Raw genomic sequence first — 25,260 nt, forward strand, 5'->3', positions numbered from 1 at the left:
ATAACAATTAAGGGGTGTTTTGAAAAATCATGAAAATCGTATCAATAGTCGGTGCCCGCCCGCAGTTTATCAAGTGTGCGCCTGTATCAAGGGTGCTTAGAAAAGAGCACCAGGAGATCTTAGTCCACACAGGCCAGCATTACGATGCCAATATGTCTGACATCTTCTTTGAGCAGTTAAATATCCCAAAGCCGAATTACAACCTCAATATCGGTTCCGGCAGCCAGGGAGAGCAGACCGGAAAGATGCTCATTGAAATTGAAAAAGTCCTCATAAAAGAGCAGCCGGATATGGTCTTGGTTTACGGCGATACAAATTCAACCCTTGCCGGTGCCCTTGCAGCAGCAAAGCTTCACATTCCTATAGCCCACGTTGAAGCCGGCCTGAGGTCCTTTGACAGAACAATGCCCGAGGAGATTAACCGGATTATGACTGATCACCTATCGGACCTTCTCTTCTGCCCCACCCAGACCGCCGTTGACAATCTCGCCAAGGAAGGGATAACACAGGACAGCAGTGCGTCAATAACGCAAGACACCAATGGGAAGGGCAGTAAAGGCAAAGTTAAAGGTAAAGGAGTTTATCTTACCGGCGATGTAATGGTTGATGCCCTCCAATACAATCTAAAAATTGCCAGGGAAAAATCAACAATACTCAATGAATTGAATTTTGAGGACAAAAAAGGAAAGTATTACGTTGCAACAGTTCACAGACCAGCCAATACTGATTCCAGAGAAAACTTAACAAACATCATTGAGGCCTTCTCTGAAATAATCAATTCTGAAAAAACTTCAATAATATTCCCTGTACACCCCAGAACAGTAAAGTGCCTCAAAGAATACGATCTATATGAAAAAATGCCGGAAAACCTTATCATCCTTGATCCTTTGCCTTACCTTGACATGCTACATTTAATGTCAAATGCAAAGATAATCCTGACAGACTCCGGTGGAATCCAGAAAGAGGCTTATATCCTTAATGTTCCCTGCATAACCCTCCGAGAAAATACAGAATGGGTTGAGACCCTCCAAGATGGAATGAACATTCTAACCGGAGCTGATAGAGATAAAATAATATCAGGCACTTTGGATTGTAAATCTGAGTTATCCTTTAACCATGATATATTTGGAATAGGTAATTCTGCATCTAATATTGTTGATGAAATTAATTCCTTTTACACTGAGATAAAATAAAGGGGTCAGGCAAATAAATGGACAATAAATATTTTGAATTATTAAAAAGCCAGCCGGATTTGTGGGATCATTTTACAAGAAAGGAGGAGTATGAACCTATATTCAGGGACCGATTTGACAGATTTCCATATTATCTGAGTAAAACCAGAAACATCTTTGAGCCTGATGTATCAGAATTTCTCTTTAAATCAGGATATAAACCAGAATATCCGGACGGGAAAAAATTCGCAGTCTGCCTAACTCATGATATTGACAGTGTTTACAGAAAAATTCCGGGCAAGTGCTTTCATATCGCCAAATCCACATATAAGAAAGACAAAGCTGAATTTTCTAAAAATTTAAAGAGTATTTGCAACAAAAAGCAACCTCTCTGCAACTTTGAAGAAATAATGGATGTCGAAGAGAAATATGGTGCAAAGTCAAGTTTTTATTTCCTTGCTTTAAAACCCGGTGATCAGGATTACACATATGACATCATGGACTTTAAAGATGATATAAGATACATAAGAGATCGGGGATTGGAAGTAGGTCTTCACGGTGGACATGATGCTTACAATTTATATGAAAAGATCTGCGAAGAAAAAAAGCGACTTGAGGATGCACTTGGTTCAGAAGTCATAGGCTACCGGAACCATTTCCTTCATTTCAAAACACCTGATACCTGGGAGCACCTTGCCCATGCCGGGTTTAAATATGATACAACCTTTGGCTACGCTGACTGTGTTGGTTTCAGGAATGGCATGTGCCATCCTTTCCGGCCATACAACTTAAACACAAATGAATTCATCAACATAACAGAAATCCCACTGGCTGTCATGGACTGTACAATCCTGCACTCATACATGAAGTTAAACTACGACACAGCAATGAACCTTGCAAAGAGCATGATAGATAAAGTTGCAGAGCTAAACGGTGTTTTCACCCTATTATGGCACAACACATACCTGCAAAGTGACACGCCTGAACTCAGATTCTACGAGGAAATACTGAACTACTGCAATCAAAAAAACGCTTGGATAACTGATGGGTTGTCAATATCTGAACATCTGGAGACAACATATGTCTGAAGAAAAGTACTATACTAAAATTCTTGAAAGTTCCGAATATCAAGCGTGGGATGAATTAGTACAGGAATCATCCTCAGGAACAATTTTTTCTAATTCGGAATGGTTAAAACTAACAAGTGAATCACTGAATTCTGATTTATCAATATATGGATGTTTTATAGAAAATGATATTGTTGCTGGCTGTCCAATATTTACAAAGAGGTATAAAAAATTATTAAAAATTGGTTCAAACACGGAAGGCATGATGCCATATAGTGGAATTGTAATTAAGGATTACCCTAAGGAAAACATTCGAAAATATGAAAGAAATCAAAATGATATCCTTAGAGCCTTAAGAATTCATCTTGAAAAGTTAAATCTTCCCTACATTATAATTAAAAACCCTATTGGTATTTCTGATATAAGAGAATTTAAGTGGAATAATTGGAATGATAAAGTATATTACACCTATCTATTAGACCTAAATAATTTAAATTATTCAAGAGATGTTAAAAGGAATATTAAAAAAGCACTTGGAAATGAAATTTTTATTGAAGAATCCAAGGACATTGATGCATATTTTTCATTATTTGAACATACATTTAAACACCAAGGCCTAAATACGCCCGTTGATAATAATTATCTTAGCAAGATGTTCAAATATATTTCAGATAATGATAAAGGAAAAATGTTTGTTTCAAAAACAAAGGAGGATCAATGGGTTGCAGCAGAAATTTTTGTTCATGACAGTAATTATGTTCATAGGTGGACAGCTGCAACAGACATCAACTTAAGAAAAACTGGAGGATATCATCTATTACTTGACCATGCATTCAATTATTTCAAAGAGAAAGGATTTGGTACAATGAACCTTATGGCCGGAAATACAACTCAATTAACTGAGTTCATCACTGGATTTAACCCTAGTTTAAAGACTTATCTTTCAATAGAGAAAAAATCAAATATAATTTCAATGGCAAAAAAATGAATCATAAAAGACTATTCTCTATTGGAATTAATCAACTTAATAATATTAATCGCAATTTAAAAGATTGTTTTGGAAGCATTATTTCCAGTTATCATTATATAAATTCTTGTAATAGTATTTCCAAATGTGATTTGAACAGTTTAAAACATGTACTGTTAATTTATAGAGAATCTTTTGGTGGTAATGCTGGAAAAAAGATAAAAAAATATTGTAAATTATTTAATCATACATTTTATATTTTAAAATATGATGGTGATGTGGTGGGGTATTGTATATATTACATACACATAAAATTAGAAAATTTGAAGCTAATTAAAAAGGCTACATTATATTCAATTGCTATAACACATAAAGAACGCAAAAAAGGATTTGCAAAAATATTATTAAAAGAGAGTATTAACGAATTAAAATTTAATAATATTTCAAAAATAGCACTATATGTGGACTGCAAAAACCAAGCTGCAATAAATCTATACAAATCATATGGATTTATAATTATTGGTGAAACAGAGAATATTTGTGGATTAAAAAAGAACTGTTACTTAATGGAATTATGTTTTAAAGATTGAATTTAACAATGAGGGAATTTATGAAAATACTTATCTTAGGATTAACATCTTCAGGTTTAGGAGGAATGGAATACCATAATCTAGGAAACTATGCTATTATGGAACCATTGATAATTGAATTAAAGACAAAATTTCCGGAGGCTGAAATCTCAACGTCTATTCAGATGTCTGATGAATTTTGTAATAATTTTGAAATTTCATCAATACATGATAAAAGATTCTGGACTTATGGACCGCGTACAGGTTTAATTACATCTAAAGATCTCATATTGAGTTCTTTAAATTATGGTTATAAAAATCTAAAAAAGAAGAATAGTATTTTTTTGGTTAAAAAAAGCAAATTACTATCAGAAATTAATAGTTCTGATCTAATCATAGATTTCAGCGGCGATGTTTATGGAGACAATGCTTCTAATCTTAAATTTTTGGAGGACAATGCAGAGATCTTTATTTCAAAAATGTTGGGTAAACCAGTTGTAGCATTTATAGGATCTCCAGGGCCTTTTTCATCCAAATGGAGACAAATCATTGCTAAAAAAGCATTAAACAGTATTGACCTAATTACCAACAGGGATCCCATAAGTACTGAAATTTTAAAGGAACTTGGTGTAAAGGAAGACCATATGTATAGTACTGCATGCCCCGCTTTTTTGTTTAAACCTCTCCCAAAAGAGGATGCTGAAATCATTCTAAAAAAGGAAGGAATCATTCCAAAGGAAAGACCTCTTGTTGGTATGATTATATGCGGATGGAACATGGCAGAAGCACCATTCAACAAACTTCCAAGAGAGGAATATGAGTTGATTCCATTTGTTGAATTGATAAAACACATTATATCAAAAGAAGATGTAAATGTCCTTTTAATGAGTCATCAGAATAGAACTGATGCTGAAAATAATTTAATTAAAGGTAATGATCATGCCATCATTTCTCAAATTATTGAATTATTAAAAAGGGATAATATTGATTTAAACAGAATTATTCAGCTGGATGGACTATACAATGCAGCACAGTCAAAAGCAATAATTGGTGAGTGCGATCTGCTAATCAGCGGAAGAATCCATGGAGCAGTAGGTGGTCTTTCTCAATGTATTCCAACGGTAATTATTGATTATGGGCATGAACCAAAGGCCCACAAGTTAAGGGGATTTGCCCGGCTTGCAGGTGTTGAAGAATATATATGCAATCCAGCTTCAACTGAAGATATGATCAATAAATTTGACAAATGCTGGATTAATAAAGATAAAATAAAAGTTCTTCTTGAAGAAAAAATACCGGAAGTAAAAAAGAAAGCCAAAGAGAACTTTTCTCTTTTAAATAGATGTATATTTGAAGAAAATTCCCTAAATAATAATATGTCTGCGATAAAGCACAATCAACTTGAAAATGTAAACAAATTGAATTCTAATCTAAACCATTTTCTTAAAAACATTCAAAGTGATACAAAATTTATTGAACAAATCTATCCTCTAATCAAAAAAAATATTGATAACCCAGACTTGGAGATCTTAGATGTTGGTTGTGGTTCAGGCGTTCTTGTCAATAAATTGAAGAAAGAGAATGTCTCAAAATTTGTTTATGGATGTGATTTTTCCTCGGAAAAAATTGAAAAATGTAAAAAAATCTATCAAATGGATTCTTTTTTTGTACATGATATATATTCTCTATTGAATAATTTGTTTGATGTTATAATCTGCACAGAAGTATTAGAACACCTTGAAAATCCTGAAAATGCATTAAAAAACTTGTTAAGTTCCCTAAAAGAAAATGGAAAATTAATAATAAGTGTCCCTGATGGCAGAAAGGATACTTTTTTAGGACATATTAATTTTTGGAGTCCTGAGAGTTTTAAATTATTTATCACCAAATTTGCAAATAAGGATAAATATGAGATCTATTTTTATTACATTAGTAACAAGAATATTTGTATTATAAAAGATCTAAATAGCTATCAGATTACCTCTTAAATATTGATATTATAAATTTTCTTTCTTTTATAGAGAAAAATTTTAATAGCGCCAGTGAAATAAAATAAACAATCATACTAATTATTATTGCCTCAATAAGGGAAGCAAAAGAATTATTATTAAATATTAATAAAGGAAATAACATAAATCCAGATGCAATTATGCATTTCAAAAATGCAATATAATCATAGTTTATCATATAATAATTAACATTAATACAATGGCATAATGCCAACATAATGAGAAATGATAATAAAGTCGCATATGCCGCACCTATTATTCCTAATATTGGAATCAATATAATATTTAATACCAAATTTGCAATTGCAGCAGATAGTTGTATATATAAATTTAATTTCGTCTTCTTTACTAATAATGGAATATTGATTAATATCTGAAATAATCCAGCAAAAAAAGCTCCTAAAGCAACAACAGGAATCACACCTGCGCCCTCAACAAATTCTTCAGTTGTGAACAAAAGAATCAAAGGCTCAGAAATCACAAATAATCCAAAAACAGCAGGTATTGCAATCATACTAAAATATTTGACCGCCATTGAAAGATACAGCCGGACTGTATCATGATCCCCCTCGTCATATAATCGTGCAAGTTCCGGATAGAGGATCATCTGTAGAGGAGTGATAAATAACTGGATTAAACTACCAATAGCATAAGCAGCATTGTAAATACCAACCATTGTAGCTCCCAGTAAAAATCCAATTATATACCTGTCACTAGAATCAGTAACCCATCGAATTAATCCATTTGGGGTCAACGGTGCCCCGAATTTTAAGAAATCTTTTATGTAACAAAATTTTGGAACAACTATTCCAATCTGCCGGTAGATAAAAAATAACGCCAGAAGGAATAATGTAAACATTACAATAAGGTTTGCACCTATGACACTCATAAGGCCAAAACCATTCAGGAGAAGAACTGTTGTCAGAACAAGATGTCCAACCGACTTGTAAATAGTAAGAGCACCAAAGAAATTTATCTGCCGGAAAATCCGGAAGTAAAATGTAACAATCTGTCCGACAGCCCCAAGAAGAATAAGTCCGGCGCCGGCTTTTACATAATATGATGCACTTTCGTCCTGGAGCATAAAGGATGCAATATTGTCTGATAGTAAAAAGACAGCTGACGAGATAACCAGGCCTGTTACAAATACAAAGAGGAGTATTGAGTAAAAACTCTCCTGAATCTTTTGCTTATCCTTCTCGGCTGAAAGAAACCGGACAGCTGCCATCTGAAGGCCCATAATTCCAAGAGGTGTCAGCAGGGAGACTGTGACTGAGATCTGTGCCCAGATACCGTAGTCATATGGGCCAAGTGTCTTTGTTATGAGCGGCAGGAGGAGGAATGCTGCAAGTGACGTTGTTGCCTGTGTTATGCCGATTATACCAACATCTTTTATGAATTTTTTGTGGTGCATTTAGATATTATAAAGATTTTAATTTATTTTGGAATAAAGGCTTCCTTTTTCGGTTTTTCTACCGAGATGATTTGGGTTGGCAGGACAGATTTGAAGCCTATTCTGAATTCAAAACCAAAACTTCAAAACACTATTAAAAACAATATATACCATGCATTATGTGGTCACCGGTGGTATGGGATTCATCGGTTCAAATCTTTCGGAATATCTGGCGAAAGATCATGATGTCACAATAATTGATGACGGGGCAACCGGGCGATATGTCAATATTAAAAACCTTGTTGAAAATAGAACCGGCAATTCAGGATCTGCTGAAGGATTGGATAATTCTGTGAGGTTTGTAAAGGGGAGCATAACAGATCCGGAACTCCTCAAAAAAGAGTTTGAAGGTGCAGACGGAATCTTCCACCAGGGAGCAATACCATCAGTTCCAAGATCAGTTGCAGATCCAGCAAGAACAAGTAATGTCAATATCGAAGGTACATTAAATGTCCTTATTGCAGCCCGTGACTGCGGTGTCAGAAAGGTAGTATTCGCATCTTCATCCTCAGTATACGGCAATACACCAACACTGCCAAAGGTTGAAACAATGTGTCCTTCACCCCTCTCACCATATGCACTCCAGAAACTTGCAGGTGAGACCTACTGTGGAATCTTCACAGATATCTACGGCCTTGACACTGTTGCTCTCCGTTACTTCAATGTCTTCGGCCCAAAGCAGGACCCTAATTCACAGTATGCAGCAGTTATTCCGAATTTTATTAAGAAACTTCTAAACAATGAAGCGCCCATCATCTACGGAAACGGCGAACAGACCCGTGACTTTACATATGTCAAAAATGTAATCCAGGCAAATGTAAAAGCAATGGAGTCTGATGCAACCGGATTTTACAATATAGCCTGTGGTGAGAGAATATCACTAAATAATCTTGCAGAAAACATAATGGAAATATTAAACTTCCATACAGAACCAATATATAAAGAGCCAAGGGCGGAGGATGTAAGGGATTCACTTGCAGACATTTCCAAAGCAAATAATGCATTCAATTACAAACCGGAATACAGTCTTAATGATGGGCTTAGGGAGACAATAGAATGGTACAATATCTAGAGTAAATTTTATCAAAAATTATATATTAATCTAAGAACAAACAGATTAATAGTTGTATTTTTCACATTATAATAGTTATACATATAGTAATTAAGAGGATTTAATATGATCAGTTTAGATGAACAAACAGAAAGAGATTTTTTTGATAAAAATTTTTCAACATATATATCTCCAATAGATCGTATAGACAAGTATTTTATGGATTATCTTCTCCTCCATATAAATAAGAAATTAATGATTTTAGATATTGGGGGAGGAGGAGGACAATTTGCTAATTCCTGTGTTAAAAATATGCCAAATTGTAAAGTGACAATTGTTGATCCCTCTAAAAAAATGCTAGATTCTGCAAATGATTACAATATTAATATTATTAAAATTCAAGGAGGCCTTCCAAATAAATTAAATGTTACTGAGACGTATGATACGGTACATATAAACAATGTTATCCACCATATTGTAGACACCAGTCCAAAATTATCTAAAAAAAAAGTATATGAATCATTATTAAATATCAAAGATACTATGAATTCAGATTCTAAATTACTTTTCGGGGATATTTTTTATGATGGACATATATATCCCCCTATTTCAAAATTTCTTATTTTCTATCTTTTGAAAATTCAAAATATTTTAGGATATAAATTTAAAGATGATAATTTTCTTTTAGGACTCAATGTTTGTTTTTACTCAAAATATGAATTAGAAAAATTAATAAATGATGCTGGATTCAAAATTGAAAAAACTTACAAATATGAATGGAAAAAGTCATATAAAACGGCTTTATTGGGAATAAAACGATATGGAAGAATTGGATTTATTCTTAGTAAAATGAATTAATATTAATAAAATAAATTATAGGAGCCAAAAATGGAAGAAAAAAAAGTAAATGAGCTAACCATCTGTGTGGTAGGTCTTGGGTATGTTGGCCTTCCTCTTGCAGAAGCTTTTGCCGGGAAGATCAGAACAATTGGTTATGAAATTGTTGAAGCAAAAGCAAAACAGATAGCTGATTCAACCAAAACACCACTTATTGTAACATCAGATCCTGCAATGATAAAGGAAGCTGATATGATTGCAATATGTGTTCCAACTCCGGTTCTAAAATCCAAAGAGCCTGATCTCTCATATGTTAAATCCGCAGCCACCACCGTTGGTCAGAACCTCAAGGCCGGTGCAATTGTTGTTCTTGAATCTACTGTGTATCCCGGTGCAACAGAAGAGATAGTAATTCCAGCACTTGAGAAAGAATCCGGAATGAAATGCGGACAGGATTTCAAAGTAGGTTATTCTCCGGAGAGAATAAACCCCGGTGATGACGAACACACTCTGGACAAAATAACAAAAATTATCTCCGGAATGGATGAGGAAACAACAGAAACTCTTGCAGAGATATACGGACTTATAACAACAGTTTACAAAGCACAAAATATCAAAACTGCCGAGGCTGCAAAGGTCATAGAAAACATCCAGCGTGATCTAAACATTGCCCTGATGAATGAACTCTCATTAATTTTCAGCCGGATGGATATTGACACAAAAGCAGTCATTGATGCAGCATCAACCAAATGGAATTTCCATCAGTACAGGCCCGGCCTAGTTGGTGGTCACTGTATTCCGGTTGATCCTTATTATCTAGTCTACAAAGCAAAGGAGCTTGGCTATCATCCACAGGTGATTCTTGCCGGACGCGCCATTAACGACTACATGCCAAAGCATGTTGCTGAAATGGCCATAAAGGGCATAATTGAAGCCGGAAAAGTCATAAAAGGTGCCAAAGTTCTGATAATGGGCCTTACATATAAAGAAAATGTCGCTGACACCAGAGAAAGCCCTGTCGAAGACATGATCAAGGAGCTTAAAGAATGGGGCATTGAAGTCTATGGTTATGATCCTCTTCTTTCTTTAACTAGCATAAATAAACTAGGGGCACAACATTTTGAAAGTAAGAGAATGAACAAAAATAACATAGTGATAGATTGTATTATATTCAACACCCCACATGATATTTTCCAAAAACAACAAATCGAAAGTTTATTGACTTTTATTGATGATAAATTTGTATTAGTGGATATACCAGGTTCATTCAAAATTCCCAATAACATTATTGAAGGAAGCAACTATAAAAAATTATAATTAATTTAGACAAACATTAGGCATGTAAATTCTATAGTGTGATTATTGTGGCGCATAACCTTATTTTTAGGATTAATCGGAATGAAATAGAAATTATTTCTAAGCGTGCATCCTTATCACACATAGTCCAATACAGTGTTGAGGATTTAAAAATATGCAAGTAATATTATTGGATCACCATTATTTATCGGATGGTAGAATAGAGAGACATTTAAAATATATATTATCTAAAAATATCAATACTACAAGATTACATTTTAACAGGTGTGAACCTAATTTAAAATCTGGTTTATACTCCCAATTTGGAGAAAAAAGCTATCGAATTAATGTTAATTGTAATTCGAACTTTTTAAAGAGATATTCATCATATTTAGTGTTTTATTACTCCAGTTACTTAATATATAAGGATGTAAAAAAAGCTATTAAAACTCTCAAAATTAATAAATATGAACCCACAATAATTCATGTTCATGATCCTGCTCTTTTGAACCTTGCAAAAATCTTAAAGAAAAATATATTTAATAAATCCATAATCATTTATGATAGACACGAAGTGTATGAAAAAAAAATCAATATAAAAGGCATAAAAATTACTAAACTATCTAGAATATATGAAATTAGAGCAAAAAAACATATTAATGGCATAATCTCTGTTTCAGAAAAACACAACCAAAAAATAAAAGATATGTTTCCAATGGCTCAGATATCGACAATTCCAAATTATCCAAGCACATCAGATTATAATATAAAATACATATATAATAAAATAGATGAAACCAATTCAAAAAATGATATTAATTTAGTATATGTGGGATCTTTAGCAAATAACTATAATAGAGATATAGATTTACTTTTGGCTGTTTACAAGGAGGTCCTGCTTAAGTTTCCAAATGTAAACTGTTATGTAGGTGGAACATGTAATGATCCAAAAATAAACAAAAAAATGGCTGATTTAAAGCAAGAATTTGGAAATAAATTTAACTACTTAGGAAGGATCTCTCGCTCAAAAACTGCTGAAATAACAGAGAATTCACATATAGGTTTTCTTTTGATGAAACCTGATACTCATTGGGTACGTACTTCTCCAAATAAAACATACGAGTATTTAATGTGTGGTGCTCTACCAGTAATAAGAGCTGATGTTGATCATTCGAATGAATTTGCGAAATGTTCACTAATGTTCAATAGAAATACTTCTGAAGAAGAAATTATTCAAGGAGTAATAGATCTCTTAGAAGAACCAGATAAGTTAAAAAATATGATGGAGGGTGCACTACATTTAAGCAAAAAATTTTCTTTCGAATTAGTAAATGAGAAATATTACAACATTTATGAGTCCCTATTACATACTGAAGGATATTATAATAAATAAGATTATATTTAAAATAAAAATATAGCCCCACTAATTTATGGGCACGTCAAGACCTGAGCCAATGCCCAAAATAATAAGGACCTGTAATCAAAGAACTATTTAGGTCTTCAAAAAAATATTTCTCTCCATTATTATAAACAAAATTTGCTTGGTTTTTTGTTTGCATTAGATTACCATTATAAACCATATATTCCACACACTCAATACATAAAATATTATTTTTCCTAAAATTTAGTGCAGATCTATCTTCATATGTAAGATAGATCTTATCTATATTTATTTCATCGTTGAATATTTTATTCCCATCAAAATTATAATATGACGTAGTAGTAAAAAAGAAAAAAAAGAAAAAGATTAGAAATACTGAAATAATAGGAATTCTATTATTGATTAAATTGAGATTTTTTTTCCTCAGAGAACATATTATCCTCAGTATTGAATTTGAAGAAAAAACTAGTATAATTGTTGATATTACTATCAAAGATCTCTCACCACCTAGAGACATTTTACCAGTTACAAGACCCAATAAAGGTGTTAGAAAAATAGAAACTACAATACTGGAATATAAAATATTTAACTTAGACGGCTTTTTTAACCAAAGTAATAATTGTATTACTAAAAAGAACATGACAAATGAAATACAAAGGTATGAAACAAAATGTTGAAGAAAAAAATTAATAGACATATCCAAAATTGATAATTTACTAGTTGTCATCATTGAACCAGTTGAACCCTCTTTGGAAATTTCATGAATTATTAAATTTGATAAGAAGGTATTTATTACAAATAAATGGTACATATAAATTAAGATATATGTTAGCAAAGGCCCTCCAATCAAAATATTAAGAAAAGGAGTATTATAAAAGTTTTTGCAAAAAAATAATTTATATACAAAGCACAATATGAAATATGCACCTAATATTAAAATTACTGGTAATGACACTTCGGGATGCCAGAAATACAGAGCAATCAATGAAAACCAAAGAATTATAGGGTATTTAGGAGATTTATATTTATGTATTGAAATCAAAATTAATATTACCAACAATAATAAAGAAATACCGGCAATTTTCCCCTGATTAAATGTAACGCAATAAATACTAAGTGTAGATATTGATACTAAAAGTGCAGCTAATAAACCTGATTTACTACTATTGAATGTAGACCTTGCAATAGAAAATGCTAATAATACTGATACAACAGAAAATGATATATTTAAAATCTGAAATGTATTTTTTGAAAATGATAATAGATTGCCACAAATTCCGTATAAATAATAATAAGAAGGAAAATGATAATATTGATCAAAATCCCTACTGATTTCACCACTAACAATTACGGAATTTATATTATTAAAATGATAATATGAATCTATCCCAGTAATATAAGGATTTATTGAATATGTAGATGCACGAGCAACAATAGCTAAAACCAATATAAATAAGAGTAAGACACATACGTTATAGCTTGACTTTTTACTAACGTATAATATATTTGCTATAACCATCAATGCGAATAAAGACAACAAAATGTAATATTCTATTGGTTTAATATAAGTTGCAAAGTAAAGTATACCCAACAACCCAACATATAATGCAATAAATATCAGATAATAAATATTATTCTTCCCAAAACATACACTTCGAGCTAATGTCCAATTATATTTACACCTATTATCTCGAAATAAATAATTAATTACTCCCAATAATGAAAAAAATGAGACTCCAATCATTAGAATTCCAAGTGTTTTAAGTTCACTAGTAATAAATAAAATAACTGAAATTAACAAAAATACAAAACAGATTAAGGCTGAAAAATATTCAAAATAAATATAATATTTTCCATAGTTATTAGCTTTAATCATATAAATCCCTCTTCTTCCTCCACATTAGAAATATAATCGTTTCCATTAAATACACAGCCCATATACATGCAAACATATATGAGTATGCATATTATCTAGGGTTAAAATTATAATTAATTTCAAACCTATACAAGCAAAATACACCCTTATTTTCCACCATAAATATATTCTAATTTATTAATTATGACATCCCAAGAAAAATGATTCCTAATGTACTGTCTTCCATTTGCAACCATTCTTAGATTGACCTCAGGATTTTCTATTGCATATCTAATCATCTCACTTAATTGAATAACATTTCCATAATCAACAAGATATCCACAATGTTCTTTATAAATTTCTTCTGAAATATGACATTCCCGTGTTAAAATAACTGGTGTTCCATATATTAATGATTCAATAATCGTATTCCCAAAGGATTCATATTTTGATGAAACAACAAATAGATCAGAATCACAATAAGCCTCTATTTTATCAGTACCATATTGTGGACCAATAAATAATACCTTTGTATTAAGTTCTAATTCATCAACCAATCCTTTTAGATTATTTAATTCTCCTTCATCAGGTCCTGCAATAATTAATTTAACATTTTCTATAGATTTTGATATCTCATAAAATGCCAAAATTAAAAATTCGAGACCTTTTATCTTATGTATTCTCCCTAAGGACAAAATTATTTTTTCATCTGTTGATAAACCAAATCTTTCCCGAAAACTACTATTGGGCAGTAAATAATTGGCATAATTTATATCTATACCATTCGGAACAATACATATTTTATTCTCAGAAACACCCATTAGCATGTATTGTTTTTTTTCAATTTCAGTTGAGGCAATAACCTTAGATGCATCACTTAATTGTCTAAATCCAAAAATGTGATCATATATCTTTTTTTCAATAGATTTTTCAAAAAAAGGCAGTACCGAACCACGGGCCTGGACAATATATGGAATACCATATTTAATAGCATATTTCCGAGTAGCATCATTTTGATACGCCCTATACTGTTGCATATGAATTACATCATATTTTCGAATTTCTTTAATAAGCCAAACCTTGATGCCAGGTGAGAATATATACAATCCTAAATTAAATTTAGAAGAGAAAACCACAACATCAATACCACAGTCTCTAATTTTAGATAGATATTCCATATCGATCATATAATCAGAACAAATTATTGTAACATCATGTCCACGCTTGACAAGTTCACTTGAAATATTTGCTGTAGAAGTAACTGGACCCCCAAACATAGGTGAAAAAAAAGGAATTACTTGTAATATTTTCATAATTTACCACAAAACAATATCTCACTCATATTTTACAATATTAATTGCCAATTAACTCTTAAATTATTTATTGATTAATCATATAAGACATAAAAGAATTATTTCGAATCTTTTAATAACTAAATCCCAATTATATTTTTTTACAAATTCACCCGCTTTTATCCCATATTCATGACAATTAACCTTAGAGAGAAAATCTTGTGCAGTTTTCATGGTTTCGTCTGGTGAATTAGCATAAATAATACCATTATCATCTCCAAACTCTTTGATTAGTCCGGGGAGTCTGGTTGTAATAACTGGTTTACCCATTGCCATATATTCCAAAATCTTAATTGGGACAATATCCTTCATTGTTGGTTCATCAGTGTAGGCCGGGAGAATACAAATATCAGATGAAGCAATATACTCCGGAATCTTTTCGTAGGGCTGTCTTCCTGTAAGGAAGAGCTGATCTTCAAGATGATATTGGTCTCTCAGTTTTTGAAGATCCGGGTATGCATCACCTTCACCAACAACCAGCAGTTTTATGTTTGAATACTTACCCGATTCTTTCTCTTTGCCTAGTTCTTCTGCTATCTCTTTTAGCCCTGAAAAATGATAAATCCAGCCCATAAAGAAAAGAACTATTTCATTGTCTTTTATGCCATATTGCTTACGGATAGCTGAACCATCAATTTTATCATTGAACACATTGAAATCAATGCCGGAACTAAAGATCTCGATTTTATCTTTCTCTGCACCAAGGTCAATTATATGATCTTTAAGTTTTTCATTTGTGACAAAATATTTCCTGGAATTCTTGATACTTTTCCTTTCAATTATTCTTCCTAAAGTCTGGAATGTCTTTTCCGGAATTAAAGTATCAAGAGCATCAATCCAGTAGTAAATAAATGGAATATTATACTTTTTAGCAAGCCTGGATGCAACATATGCATTAAGAATTCCAAACCCAATTATTATATCAGGTTTAAATTCCCGGATCTGTTTTTGAATTTCATTATTATGTGAAATAATAAGATAAGGATATTCCAGAACAGGGATCCTCAGTGCAGAAGGACGAATCACATCAACTCCTGCACCATCATATATCTTTTTTACATCATGAAATTCCTGTTTACTCTGAAAGATTTTTTTATCTTTATCCTTTTTCCAGTCGAAAGCATAATCTATTACTTTAATACTATGTCCTTTAAGCGATAGCCTTTCCATCAGATGGTGCTGTGTATGGGGGTATCGTTCAAGCCAGTCTGTTTCCTGAACTAATAGGATTTTCATATTATGCCACTAAAATATTATGCTGTCCGGCGATTATAACCAAATATAATCCTTATAACTGTGTCACTGACATTTTTCTTAAGGTATTCAGGCGGAACTATCCATTCTGATTCCTGCTCCATCACACAGCGTACACACTGTTCAATAGTCTCGGGATCAGCACCTGCAAGAATATTGCTGCCGCATTCTATTGTTTCAGGTCTTTCTGTTACATCCCTGATTGTAACATTTGGTACTCCCAATATGCAGCACTCCTCCTGAACAGTTCCACTGTCACTGATCACACAGAAAGCATTTTTTTCCAGATTTACAAAATCAAAAAAACCAAATGGTTCTAAAAACCGGATTCTGTCATTATCAAGCGACAAACCATACTTTTCCATGCGATCTTTAGTCCGTGGATGTGTACTACATACAACATTCATTCCATATTTATCGCTTAACTTCTGGAGTGCCTGAGTCAGTGATTTAAGACGTGGTTCTGAATCTACATTCTCTGCACGATGCATAGTTACAAGGAAGTAATCATTATTTTTAATACCCAATTTCGTTAAAATTTCAGATGAATCGATTGAAGACTGATAATAATTAATAACTTCATTTATTGGATTACCGGTTACAAAAATTCTTTCACCCTGAATTCCTTCATGCAAAAGGTTAGCACGACTTCTTTCAGTATATGGCATTAAAATGTCACTACTATGGTCAATAATCCTTCTATTAACTTCTTCAGGGACCCTGTCATCATAACATCTGTTACCGGCCTCCATATGATATACAGGAATTCCCAGCCTTTTTGCAACAATTGCAGATAAACTGCTGTTAGTATCTCCTAAAATAAGAAGTTTATCCGGTTTTTCCTCTAAGAAAATCTTTTCACATTTTTCAATGATTTTACCAATCTGTTCACCTGATGTTTTACCCTGAATTCCAAGATAGTAATCCGGAGAACGTACATTTAGCTCATCAAAAAAAATATCATTCAGATTTTTGTCATAATTTTGCCCGGTATGAACCAAAACATGATCACATATTTTATCCAGTTTTTCAATAATTCTGCTTAAACGAATTATTTCCGGTCTAGTTCCGAGAACAGTAATAATTTTCAACGAATCAGCTCTCCTTCCTGGATTTTATTGTCTTCAAGGAGAAGATTGTATGATTTCAGCAGGTTTCTGGTTTCATCCTTTGTCATCAGATTATCAGCAGAACTGTACTCATTACCAAGCACTTCAGTTTCAATAATATTATCCACTATTTCAGGGAGAATAGGGAGTATTACATAATAATCTCCTCTTCTTATGGTTCTGTGAGCTTCTTCTTCAGAAACCAAAATTTCATGGATCTTTTCACCAGGTCGGACACCAGTAACTTCTATTTTTATTGGCCTGTCACCTATAAGAACATCAGCAAGATCAGTGATCTTTGCAGATGGTACACGGGGAATATATGTTTCTCCTCTCTTACCCTCCCGTACCGCAGCAAAAATAACATCTACAGCATTATCAAGACTTAATAAAAATCTGGTCATTTCAGGAGTTGTAATTGTAACAGGTCCACCATTCCTGATTAACTCATGGAATAATGGAATAACCGAACCACGGGATGCCAAAACATTTCCATACCGCACACAGATAAATCTTGTATTTTCTGTATCAAGGTTTCCACGAATAAAAATTCTTTCCTGAATTGCTTTTGTCATTCCCATTACATTCACAGGTTTGCACGCTTTGTCAGTAGAAATCCCAACTACTGTTTCAACCGGAAGATTATGCTCACATATTGCACGGATTATATTCTGAGGGCCTTCAATGTTTGTCTGAACTGCCTCAAATGGGAAGTATTCGCATGAAGGAACCTGCTTTAAAGCAGCTGTATTAAATACAACATCAACATTTTTCAGAACCTGACTTACACTATGGAAATTACGGACATCACCAATTCTGAAATCCAGAAGACGTTTAAAATTGTTATATATTATCTCATCTGTTGCAGAATATTTTTTTAAATAATCTACACGCATTTCATGCTGTTTTGCTTCATCACGTGAAAAAACAATTATTTTTTTTGGATTACCCATCTCACCGGATAAAAGTCTGCGAATTAATACTTTACCTAAAGAACCGGTACCACCTGTAACTAATATTGTTTTATTACTAAGCATTTAAAAACCTCATATATTGTAATTTACTTCATCCAAGTACATTTCCGAAATCATATCTTCCCAATTGGGAACAATTATTCCGGTTCTATTTCTAAAACACGACCCATCAAGACTTCTGTCAATAACTAAACTCTCATCTGACTCAATGGTGATATCCAAACCATAGTATTTTTTTATTGAATCTAAAAGATCAAATTTACTTATTGGTTCTGAAGCCAGATTCCAGACGCCAGTTAAATCCGGGGATTCATTTATTATTTTGCATAGAATATTCCCATGCTCAAGAGTTGTTAAACCACTGAATATCGCTTTTTTAAAGCCTTTAACAGACCCACCATTTTGAGAGATAAACCATTCCACAAGACTGTGCCCTTCATTTAATTCTCTTCCAATAATTGAAGTTCTTAGTGTAAGACTATTTTGATAATTAGCTTCTCCAAGAAATTTAGTTCTGCCATAAAGGTCATTTGCATCCGGAAAATCGTTCTCTTTATACCCACCTTTATTCCCCGAAAATACACAATCTGTACTATAATGAATTAGTTTTCCACCAGTACTCTCACAAATACTGGCCAATTGGTGTGGAAATAGAGCATTTATTGATATTGACTGAATGGCATCCTGAGCTTCAGGTAACTGTTTTACTATTCCGATGCAATTAATAACAAAATCTGGATTTTCTCTTTGAATCACTTCTGAAACAGTATTGAATCTGTCTGCTGTTATCCCTTCTATTAATTTAACATCTTTAAAAAAAGGATATTCTGAATATTTATCTGAACCTTTCCTGATTGTACCCACTACTTCAAAATCCCTGGAAAGAACCTGTATTAATTTATGTCCCAGCATGCCATTTGCACCCAGAACCATAATTTTATTATTAATCCCGACCATCAAAAGTCCTCGAATATCTTATTTTCTTGGAAATTAATTAAATTTAATGAATTAACCCTTTTTCATCATTAATGAGAGAGAGTTTAGTATCAACCCTGACGTTATCAGAAGCATGCCTATAACAATGCAGTTGAAGCTTATAAACAGCATCAGGTAGTGAAATATCTCGAAGTGGTAGTATTCGGATATTACAAAGACGCCACTTACGAGGCCTGCCAGGAATAGGAGGAGGCCGGGTATGCCGAATACTAGCAGGGGCCGGCTGTAACCGATCTTGCCCACAATACTTCCCAGGACACCAAAACCATGAGTAATTGGGTTCTTTTTGTGCTTGTTTGGGACATCGTATCTGACTGAGATGGGCACCTCACAGATCTTAAGACCCTTTCCAAGCATGTGGGTTATCATGTCAGACTCTATGTTGTATCCGTTTGACATGAAATCCATGTTTGCAAGGGCATTGGGGCCAAGGGCACGAAAGCCGGACTGCGAATCTGTGGATTTGAAGTTTGAGTTTTGTCTGATTTCTTTATCACAGGTCAGGTTCGTTGCATAGTCAAGGGTTACCTGGCCAAGGCGCCGGTATTTTGGGACCTTGTTCCTGCATTGATTGCTTCTGCTTTTAGTTTTTTTGTTGTTATTACCTTTATTGTTGTTTTTGGTTCCATTTCCATCATCATCTTTCTCACTCTCATCTTTCCCCCCCTCAGCTTCCTCGTCTTCATCATCGAAGTCTATGAAGCGGGATCCTATTACGAGATCAGCCTCGCCGGCGATAACCGGAGCCAGAACCCTCTCAATATCAGTTGTGTGGTGCTGGCCGTCACCGTCAAGGAGGACTGCGGCTGTGCAGCCTTTCTCTAGCGCTGCCTCAATGCCGCGTTTTAATGCATAGGCTTTGCCCTGGTTCTCTTCGTACCTTATAACTTCGGCACCGGCAAGTTCTGCAACCTCTGCCGTTCTGTCAGTTGAGCCGTCATCCACTATAATTACCCTGTCAACCTCCGGCAGGGTTTTTAGGATAAGGCTGCCTATGACAAGCTCTTCATTGAGGCAGGGAATTATTGCACAGACGCATGAACTCTTTCCACCTAAGGATGAATTTTCCCTATCAAAGGATGAATTTTCCCTATCAAAGGATGAATTTTCCCTATCAAAGGATGAATTTTCCCTATCAAAGGATGAATTTTCCCTATCAAAGGATGAATCTTTCCCATCTAAGGACGAATCTTTCCCACCTAAGGATGAATTTTCCACATATGAGTATGAATTATTCCCATCAAAGGATGAATATTCCCCATCCGAGCATGAATCTTTCCCATCCAGTCCTGTCAGATTGCCAGACAATTGCCCCTGAAACCCCCTTTATCCTGACTTAGCCCAATCAATGACTTATCCCAACCAAATATTATGAAATCACTCTCCGGATATATCATAGCATTGTAACCCGGTTATGCCAATCAATACTATATACCAGACTATTACCAGTTATGTTCTACTTAAGAATTAAAAATGCTTTTGATATTTAGGTAGATTCAGAAGTTGATATTGGAGTCAGGGGTTGATATCGAAGTCAGGATTAAGTTTGAGATGAGGTTGAGGTTGAGTTATCGCTGCATTATAGCTGCATCATGACTCATCGCAGTTGAAGTATGGCCCATCATAGTTGTATCAGTGGATTCATCCACCCGGGTTGTGTCTGAATGAATCAGTGGAGTTGTCACAACTCACAGGAATCATCGCAAAAGTCGCAAAAACCACAATAACCAATAAAAGGTATTCCGGTTGCTCCTGTATTTCTGCTCTGTGCTTCCTGCTCCCTGTTCCATCTCAACTGATTCATTCAGACACCACCAGATGAATGAACCCACTGATACAACAACCCGGATGAATAAACCCACTGACACAACAACCCGGATGAATAAACCCACTGACACAACTATAGTATGCCGCTTCCACTTTTCCGGCAACCCCTGCGAAAGTATCACTTCGAGAACACGCCCTGACCTCAGGGCTTTTCGCTAATACAATAGCTAATAGCCAACAGCAAATACAACAGCAAATACAACAGCAAATACAACAGCAAATACAACAGCAAATACAACAGCAAATACAACAGCAAATACAACAGCAAATACAACAGCAAATAACCAACAACCCGGCCAAACAGCCCGGCCAACAGCCATCAGGAATACCCTTCCGGGTATTCACAGCAGGCAGAAACCACATAAACCGCGGAAACCACAGGAACCACAACATATACTTCCAATCTGCCTGCGGTGCACAATAAATATGTAATCATCTCCAATCGTCTGCAAGCGTCTGCAATACATCCGTGGGATAGGAAGAATAGACAGAACGGCAGTTACAAAAAGTTACAGTAAGTCACGCGAGGCCTGTTACAGACACCCACATGCAACCACAGACGACCACAGACGACCCCGGAAACCTGACAAACCGGACAAAACCAAACAATCTCAGCTGAACATGGACACACCCATAGCTATAGCAGCCATAGCCACAGCCATAACCATAGCCATAGCCACAGCCATAACCATAGCCACAAGTTAAATGTCATAGAATAATGGACGAGTAACATAATGTAACAAAACCTCAAAAGCCATCATATGCAATAACAGAGGAAATAGTCCAGAGGAAGCAGTCAGGGTGCCTCAGCACGCACTCCCGCAATGTTTACAGCACTCACAACACCCATAATATTCACAACACCCATAATGTTAACAATTGTTCGCTCCGCTACCACGTCAGCCATATCAGCCACGCCATCAACACCGCCAGCTCCGCCTGCTTCGCAGGCTCCGCAGGGCGGTGCGGGCAAACCCCCCGCAGCCCTCCAGCATAAATAAACAAAGTCCACAATCCAGGCACAAAGCCCAAAAACAAAGCCCACAAACAAATTTAACAAACAATGTTGGAAAACAAAATCTACACACAAATTACCGGTGCAATTACCAGTGCAATTACCGGTGCGCATCAGGGTTTTGTCTTCATTCTCATTGCCGGATTTCCTAATTGGCAATATTACAATTGGCAATATTGCGTAAGTCCTGTTGAGCACTACAAAGTGGCTAATGACAGAGGAATGAAGGTAACTTCCGCTGAAACCCGCTCCATACACACCAGTTCACAGAAGGAAATGAGCGGCATCCCTTCGGTACCCGCCCGGACAAATCAGGATTATATCCTTCCCCAGTATATTTTATAAAATACTGACAATAACACTTTCAGAATAGCGAAAAACACGTGCCATTGATAAATTATATGACATTGTAAAGCAATAGATCCAGTTACTAAAGGAAGAGTGCAGGCGCATATGAAATCACTAATATTTGAAAAGAAATATAATGCGACCATTAAGGATTTTAAAACTATTGAGGAGATTGACAGTTTCATTCAGGAAAAAACTGGTAAAAAACTGGAGTACAAACGTTCAGATAATCTTATAATGGCAAAAGGAGGCAGTGTGTTTAAATTAACGACTGTAAATCCCGGAAAGATCATGGATAAACTCATATCAAAGAATAAATAAATATTTTGCCCATACACCATACATGATCTCAGCTGAAGATTATAACTATCTCATTAACAATTATTTTTTGATTGTATATGCAGATTGCCTCGCTTACCTTGGGCAAAAACCAGTTGAAGTATTAATAGAAATGGAAAGTGCTTTCATGCACTTTTCAATATATTCCAACGAAAAAAATGAGGAAATCAGGGCTGAGAATCTTCAGAAAGCATATAACCATATCGTGAGAGCAACTCTTGACTGCCAGAAATTAATCTGGCTTCAGATGCATGAGTTGATCGAAGGCATATATAAAGATCCAAATCTCAGAAAATTTTGTACCAATTCCACAGAACAATCATTTTTAGCTGAATGCAACGAGTTTTTCGAGCTTGCGAAAATAGCAAGAAGAGACGAAATAAACAATATTGGTAAAAAACCACTAAAATCTATAGAATCCTATTATCATTTACTGGAGAAAGGTCACTCAATCCTTAATTCTGTAGATTGTGATAAAAAAGAGCAATTTAACAGATATTCTAAATTTCTTGGAATAAAAAAGAACATTGTAGAACTGATCATCTCATTTGCAGGAGGGTTGATATCCGGAGTAATATTAATGATTATTCTTGGTCCCTGAACCTGAACTGTCGGAAAAAAAGTGAAATGGATTCCTGTAATGAAGTGAGTAAAATGGTTTATTGCGAATTAAAAAAGGGGATACCCTTCCCTTGGCTCTAACTCCCATGTGATATATCTAATAATGGAGTGGGTTCAGGCACCCATTCTGTGCCGGGATAAGTTCATTCTGTTGTTAAGGAAAAAATATTTCAGAAATGATATATTATATGTGAATATGTCATCAAAAACAGTGAGCCTTTCAGAGGAGGCATACAACCGGTTAAAAATGTGGAAGATAAACGATAATGAAAGCTTCTCAGAGGAGGTTTTAAGGCTTCTTCCAAAGCATAGAGACGTTGGTGAGGTTCTCCGGAATGCAAAATATCATCTCTCAGAGGAAGAAGCTGAGAAAATGAAGAAGGATATTGAGTAAGTGATTATATTTGATTCCACTTTTCCTATTGATGCAATGAAAAGCCCAAATAATGCCAATTCCTGTTTAATATTCTCAATTACTTCAGTTTATTGGATATTTTCTAAATTGGCCAATCCCTTAAAAATTCTGATGCATCAACACTACATAACAGAATAAAAATAGTATAATAAGTGATTGATATGTCTTTTAGGACAGTTAAAAAAGATCTGCAAATCTTAGAGAGATATAGCCCAGGAGACTGCCTTAAGCCAGAGGATAAAGATGATGTTGAGCGTCTTGCCAGCATGGGTATGATGTCAATTGGAGTTAATCCTCAGTTATTTAAATAAATGCAAAAACAACTTCTTTTGGCAAAGAACCAATTATATATAAATAGCTTTAGATGGGACTCAAAGGTATAGGATGGATCTTCAAATTCAAAGGGTTGGGTTTTACCCATAATAATCCAATAATATCAATCACCGGGAGAAAATATTTGAAGAACAAGCAAAAAATTAATAATAGAAAATACAATATATATCTGTAAATTCTGATTGCTATGGTATTATCAGATATAATTACAGCCGGATTACAATTGTTTTTAGGCTCTGCAAGTATAATTGCAATGCTGTCAAATTCATTGCTCATAGGTCTTGGATTTATGTATGCATTTGTACTTTTTAATGTATATATAAGCAAAAAGAGTCAGGTAATTCAGAATAAGTAGTTATGATGGATGAACTATCCGGTTTTTTATATCCTCCAACAATATCCTTATTGCTTGTAATATTTTTCTGTCTGACAATATTTTATGTTCTTCCCTGGTTATCAGAGCAAATTTCTTTTATAGGGGTATATCATAATTACGAAACAAATAATGAAAAACAAAGGAAAAAGAAGATATTAAAGGTTTATTTTTTAGTTTCCGTTCCTTTGATGTCATCGTACATCTTAATACTGAATTCTTTGCAGATTACGCTTGATGCATTCATTGCATTCACAGTTGTAGCTACAACAATGGGTACGCTGCTTGTAATCAGAATTCATGGAAATCCTTCCAAAGATCAGGTTTCTTTTAAGAAACTGTTTCCTCCGGGAAAAAGACACGAAATTGTTGAACAGCACAGGGAAAGAATATTATCCTTTATCTTCTCATTAATAGCAGCTCAGGTCATAATTGCTCTTCTTTCTTTCTGTTATGGTGCCTACCTTAATGTACAATATGAAATTGAGCTGAATACAACTCTGTTACTGTTTTTTGCAGTAATCTACATTGGCGGCCTTTATTTAATATGCTGGTATGGAGAAAAATATCTGAAAGAGAACCCTCCGAAAAATAAAATCGACTACATTGAATAATGTAATGGACTTATGGGAAATTATTACAAATTC

The 25,260-nt window shown here is 34.2% G+C and carries 24 protein-coding genes; 14 read left to right on the forward strand and 10 right to left on the reverse strand.

The features are described from left to right. Nucleotides 1–29: 29 nt before the first annotated feature. The 5 genes from METLIM_RS01160 (at nt 30) to METLIM_RS15310 (ending at nt 5,763) form a co-directional block, all read left to right on the forward strand. The gene (locus METLIM_RS01160) at nt 30–1,193 is read left to right on the forward strand and encodes a UDP-N-acetyl glucosamine 2-epimerase (RefSeq protein WP_004076024.1); all 1,164 of its coding nucleotides are present in this window, start codon (nt 30–32) and stop codon (nt 1,191–1,193) included. Between the two features lie 17 nt (nt 1,194–1,210). Beyond that, nucleotides 1,211–2,260, forward strand: a complete 1,050-nt coding sequence (locus METLIM_RS01165) for a polysaccharide deacetylase family protein (protein ID WP_004076025.1) — start codon at nt 1,211–1,213, stop codon at nt 2,258–2,260. Continuing rightward, nucleotides 2,253–3,227 carry a GNAT family N-acetyltransferase gene (locus METLIM_RS01170; RefSeq protein WP_004076026.1) on the forward strand — a complete coding sequence of 325 codons (975 nt, stop codon included), beginning with the start codon at nt 2,253–2,255 and terminating at the stop codon, nt 3,225–3,227. Before METLIM_RS01165 ends, METLIM_RS01170 begins: the two co-directional genes overlap by 8 nt. Before the next feature lie 131 nt (nt 3,228–3,358). Beyond that, nucleotides 3,359–3,796, forward strand: coding sequence for a GNAT family N-acetyltransferase (locus tag METLIM_RS01175; RefSeq protein ID WP_217177991.1), 438 nt, complete (start codon nt 3,359–3,361; stop codon nt 3,794–3,796). Nucleotides 3,797–3,816: 20 nt separating this feature from the next. Further along, nucleotides 3,817–5,763, forward strand: coding sequence for a polysaccharide pyruvyl transferase family protein (locus tag METLIM_RS15310; RefSeq protein WP_004076028.1), 1,947 nt, complete (start codon nt 3,817–3,819; stop codon nt 5,761–5,763). Here METLIM_RS15310 and METLIM_RS01185 read toward each other — a convergent pair. Continuing rightward, a complete protein-coding gene (locus tag METLIM_RS01185; protein ID WP_004076029.1) occupies nt 5,753–7,198 on the reverse strand; it encodes a flippase in 1,446 nt (481 codons plus the stop codon). The genes METLIM_RS15310 and METLIM_RS01185 overlap by 11 nt on opposite strands. Nucleotides 7,199–7,349: 151 nt before the next feature. Here METLIM_RS01185 and METLIM_RS01190 point away from each other — a divergent pair, with 151 nt between their 5' ends. The 4 genes from METLIM_RS01190 (at nt 7,350) to METLIM_RS01205 (ending at nt 11,814) form a co-directional block, all read left to right on the forward strand. Next, nucleotides 7,350–8,309 (forward strand): SDR family oxidoreductase, encoded by a 960-nt coding sequence (locus METLIM_RS01190; RefSeq protein WP_004076030.1) that lies wholly within the window; start codon nt 7,350–7,352, stop codon nt 8,307–8,309. Between the two features lie 105 nt (nt 8,310–8,414). After that, nucleotides 8,415–9,146, forward strand: a complete 732-nt coding sequence (locus tag METLIM_RS01195; protein WP_004076031.1) for a class I SAM-dependent methyltransferase — start codon at nt 8,415–8,417, stop codon at nt 9,144–9,146. A 30-nt stretch (nt 9,147–9,176) separates the two neighbouring features. Then, a complete protein-coding gene (locus METLIM_RS01200; RefSeq protein WP_004076032.1) occupies nt 9,177–10,442 on the forward strand; it encodes a nucleotide sugar dehydrogenase in 1,266 nt (421 codons plus the stop codon). 154 nt (nt 10,443–10,596) lie between these two features. Then, entirely contained in the window at nt 10,597–11,814 is a 1,218-nt protein-coding gene (locus tag METLIM_RS01205) for a glycosyltransferase family protein (protein WP_004076033.1), read from the forward strand. Nucleotides 11,815–11,860: 46 nt separating this feature from the next. Here the strand turns inward: METLIM_RS01205 and METLIM_RS01210 are convergent, their stop codons facing one another. From METLIM_RS01210 to METLIM_RS01240, 7 genes are all read right to left on the reverse strand, one after another. Then, nucleotides 11,861–13,678: a hypothetical protein gene (locus METLIM_RS01210; protein WP_004076034.1), complete on the reverse strand. Its 1,818-nt coding sequence runs from the start codon at nt 13,676–13,678 to the stop codon at nt 11,861–11,863. Between the two features lie 146 nt (nt 13,679–13,824). Further along, nucleotides 13,825–14,970, reverse strand: a complete 1,146-nt coding sequence (locus tag METLIM_RS01215) for a glycosyltransferase (RefSeq protein WP_004076035.1) — start codon at nt 14,968–14,970, stop codon at nt 13,825–13,827. Between the two features lie 78 nt (nt 14,971–15,048). After that, entirely contained in the window at nt 15,049–16,179 is a 1,131-nt protein-coding gene (locus METLIM_RS01220; RefSeq protein WP_217177992.1) for a glycosyltransferase, read from the reverse strand. 83 nt (nt 16,180–16,262) lie between these two features. After that, entirely contained in the window at nt 16,263–17,354 is a 1,092-nt protein-coding gene (wecB, locus tag METLIM_RS01225; protein ID WP_004076037.1) for a non-hydrolyzing UDP-N-acetylglucosamine 2-epimerase, read from the reverse strand. Then, on the reverse strand, nt 17,351–18,409 hold the full coding sequence (locus tag METLIM_RS01230) for a polysaccharide biosynthesis protein (protein ID WP_004076038.1): 1,059 nt from the start codon (nt 18,407–18,409) through the stop codon (nt 17,351–17,353). The genes wecB and METLIM_RS01230 overlap by 4 nt, the downstream gene beginning before the upstream one ends. A gap of 9 nt (nt 18,410–18,418) precedes the next feature. After that, nucleotides 18,419–19,279: a dTDP-4-dehydrorhamnose reductase family protein gene (locus METLIM_RS01235; protein ID WP_245543566.1), complete on the reverse strand. Its 861-nt coding sequence runs from the start codon at nt 19,277–19,279 to the stop codon at nt 18,419–18,421. Between the two features lie 75 nt (nt 19,280–19,354). Next, the gene (locus METLIM_RS01240) at nt 19,355–20,650 is read right to left on the reverse strand and encodes a glycosyltransferase family 2 protein (protein WP_004076040.1); all 1,296 of its coding nucleotides are present in this window, start codon (nt 20,648–20,650) and stop codon (nt 19,355–19,357) included. Between the two features lie 510 nt (nt 20,651–21,160). Here METLIM_RS01240 and METLIM_RS16350 point away from each other — a divergent pair. Then, nucleotides 21,161–21,328, forward strand: coding sequence for a hypothetical protein (locus METLIM_RS16350; RefSeq protein ID WP_157202190.1), 168 nt, complete (start codon nt 21,161–21,163; stop codon nt 21,326–21,328). Between the two features lie 8 nt (nt 21,329–21,336). On the opposite strand, the gene METLIM_RS16355 is transcribed toward METLIM_RS16350, so the two are convergent. Together METLIM_RS16355 and METLIM_RS16360 are read right to left on the reverse strand one after the other, a co-directional pair. Next, a complete protein-coding gene (locus METLIM_RS16355; protein WP_157202191.1) occupies nt 21,337–21,489 on the reverse strand; it encodes a hypothetical protein in 153 nt (50 codons plus the stop codon). Between the two features lie 476 nt (nt 21,490–21,965). Next, nucleotides 21,966–22,142: a hypothetical protein gene (locus METLIM_RS16360; RefSeq protein WP_157202192.1), complete on the reverse strand. Its 177-nt coding sequence runs from the start codon at nt 22,140–22,142 to the stop codon at nt 21,966–21,968. 495 nt (nt 22,143–22,637) lie between these two features. On the opposite strand from METLIM_RS16360, the gene METLIM_RS01250 reads away from it, so the two are divergent. From METLIM_RS01250 to METLIM_RS01265, 4 genes are all read left to right on the forward strand, one after another. Continuing rightward, complete coding sequence (locus METLIM_RS01250; RefSeq protein ID WP_004076044.1) at nt 22,638–22,853, forward strand: hypothetical protein; 216 nt, start codon at nt 22,638–22,640, stop codon at nt 22,851–22,853. A 22-nt stretch (nt 22,854–22,875) separates the two neighbouring features. Further along, nucleotides 22,876–23,472, forward strand: coding sequence for a hypothetical protein (locus METLIM_RS01255; protein WP_004076045.1), 597 nt, complete (start codon nt 22,876–22,878; stop codon nt 23,470–23,472). 216 nt (nt 23,473–23,688) lie between these two features. Then, nucleotides 23,689–23,886 (forward strand): antitoxin VapB family protein, encoded by a 198-nt coding sequence (locus tag METLIM_RS01260; protein ID WP_004076046.1) that lies wholly within the window; start codon nt 23,689–23,691, stop codon nt 23,884–23,886. Nucleotides 23,887–24,597: 711 nt separating this feature from the next. After that, a complete protein-coding gene (locus METLIM_RS01265; protein ID WP_004076048.1) occupies nt 24,598–25,227 on the forward strand; it encodes a hypothetical protein in 630 nt (209 codons plus the stop codon). Nucleotides 25,228–25,260: the final 33 nt, after the last annotated feature.

Source organism: Methanoplanus limicola DSM 2279, assembly GCF_000243255.1.
Taxonomy (GTDB): Archaea; Halobacteriota; Methanomicrobia; order Methanomicrobiales; family Methanomicrobiaceae; genus Methanoplanus; species Methanoplanus limicola.

Coding starts and splice junctions, on each gene's coding strand:
- METLIM_RS01160 (WP_004076024.1), top strand. CDS start 30: ATGAAAATCGTATCAATAGTCGGTGCCCGCCCGCAGTTTATCAAGTGT.
- METLIM_RS01165 (WP_004076025.1), top strand. CDS start 1,211: ATGGACAATAAATATTTTGAATTATTAAAAAGCCAGCCGGATTTGTGG.
- METLIM_RS01170 (WP_004076026.1), top strand. CDS start 2,253: ATGTCTGAAGAAAAGTACTATACTAAAATTCTTGAAAGTTCCGAATAT.
- METLIM_RS15310 (WP_004076028.1), top strand. CDS start 3,817: ATGAAAATACTTATCTTAGGATTAACATCTTCAGGTTTAGGAGGAATG.
- METLIM_RS01185 (WP_004076029.1), bottom strand. CDS start 7,198: ATGCACCACAAAAAATTCATAAAAGATGTTGGTATAATCGGCATAACA.
- METLIM_RS01190 (WP_004076030.1), top strand. CDS start 7,350: ATGCATTATGTGGTCACCGGTGGTATGGGATTCATCGGTTCAAATCTT.
- METLIM_RS01195 (WP_004076031.1), top strand. CDS start 8,415: ATGATCAGTTTAGATGAACAAACAGAAAGAGATTTTTTTGATAAAAAT.
- METLIM_RS01200 (WP_004076032.1), top strand. CDS start 9,177: ATGGAAGAAAAAAAAGTAAATGAGCTAACCATCTGTGTGGTAGGTCTT.
- METLIM_RS01205 (WP_004076033.1), top strand. CDS start 10,597: ATGCAAGTAATATTATTGGATCACCATTATTTATCGGATGGTAGAATA.
- METLIM_RS01210 (WP_004076034.1), bottom strand. CDS start 13,678: ATGATTAAAGCTAATAACTATGGAAAATATTATATTTATTTTGAATAT.
- METLIM_RS01215 (WP_004076035.1), bottom strand. CDS start 14,970: ATGAAAATATTACAAGTAATTCCTTTTTTTTCACCTATGTTTGGGGGT.
- METLIM_RS01220 (WP_217177992.1), bottom strand. CDS start 16,179: ATGGAAAGGCTATCGCTTAAAGGACATAGTATTAAAGTAATAGATTAT.
- METLIM_RS01230 (WP_004076038.1), bottom strand. CDS start 18,409: ATGCTTAGTAATAAAACAATATTAGTTACAGGTGGTACCGGTTCTTTA.
- METLIM_RS01235 (WP_245543566.1), bottom strand. CDS start 19,279: ATGGTTCTGGGTGCAAATGGCATGCTGGGACATAAATTAATACAGGTT.
- METLIM_RS16350 (WP_157202190.1), top strand. CDS start 21,161: ATGAATGAACCCACTGATACAACAACCCGGATGAATAAACCCACTGAC.
- METLIM_RS16355 (WP_157202191.1), bottom strand. CDS start 21,489: ATGGCTGTTGGCCGGGCTGTTTGGCCGGGTTGTTGGTTATTTGCTGTT.
- METLIM_RS01250 (WP_004076044.1), top strand. CDS start 22,638: ATGAAATCACTAATATTTGAAAAGAAATATAATGCGACCATTAAGGAT.
- METLIM_RS01255 (WP_004076045.1), top strand. CDS start 22,876: ATGATCTCAGCTGAAGATTATAACTATCTCATTAACAATTATTTTTTG.
- METLIM_RS01260 (WP_004076046.1), top strand. CDS start 23,689: ATGTCATCAAAAACAGTGAGCCTTTCAGAGGAGGCATACAACCGGTTA.
- METLIM_RS01265 (WP_004076048.1), top strand. CDS start 24,598: ATGATGGATGAACTATCCGGTTTTTTATATCCTCCAACAATATCCTTA.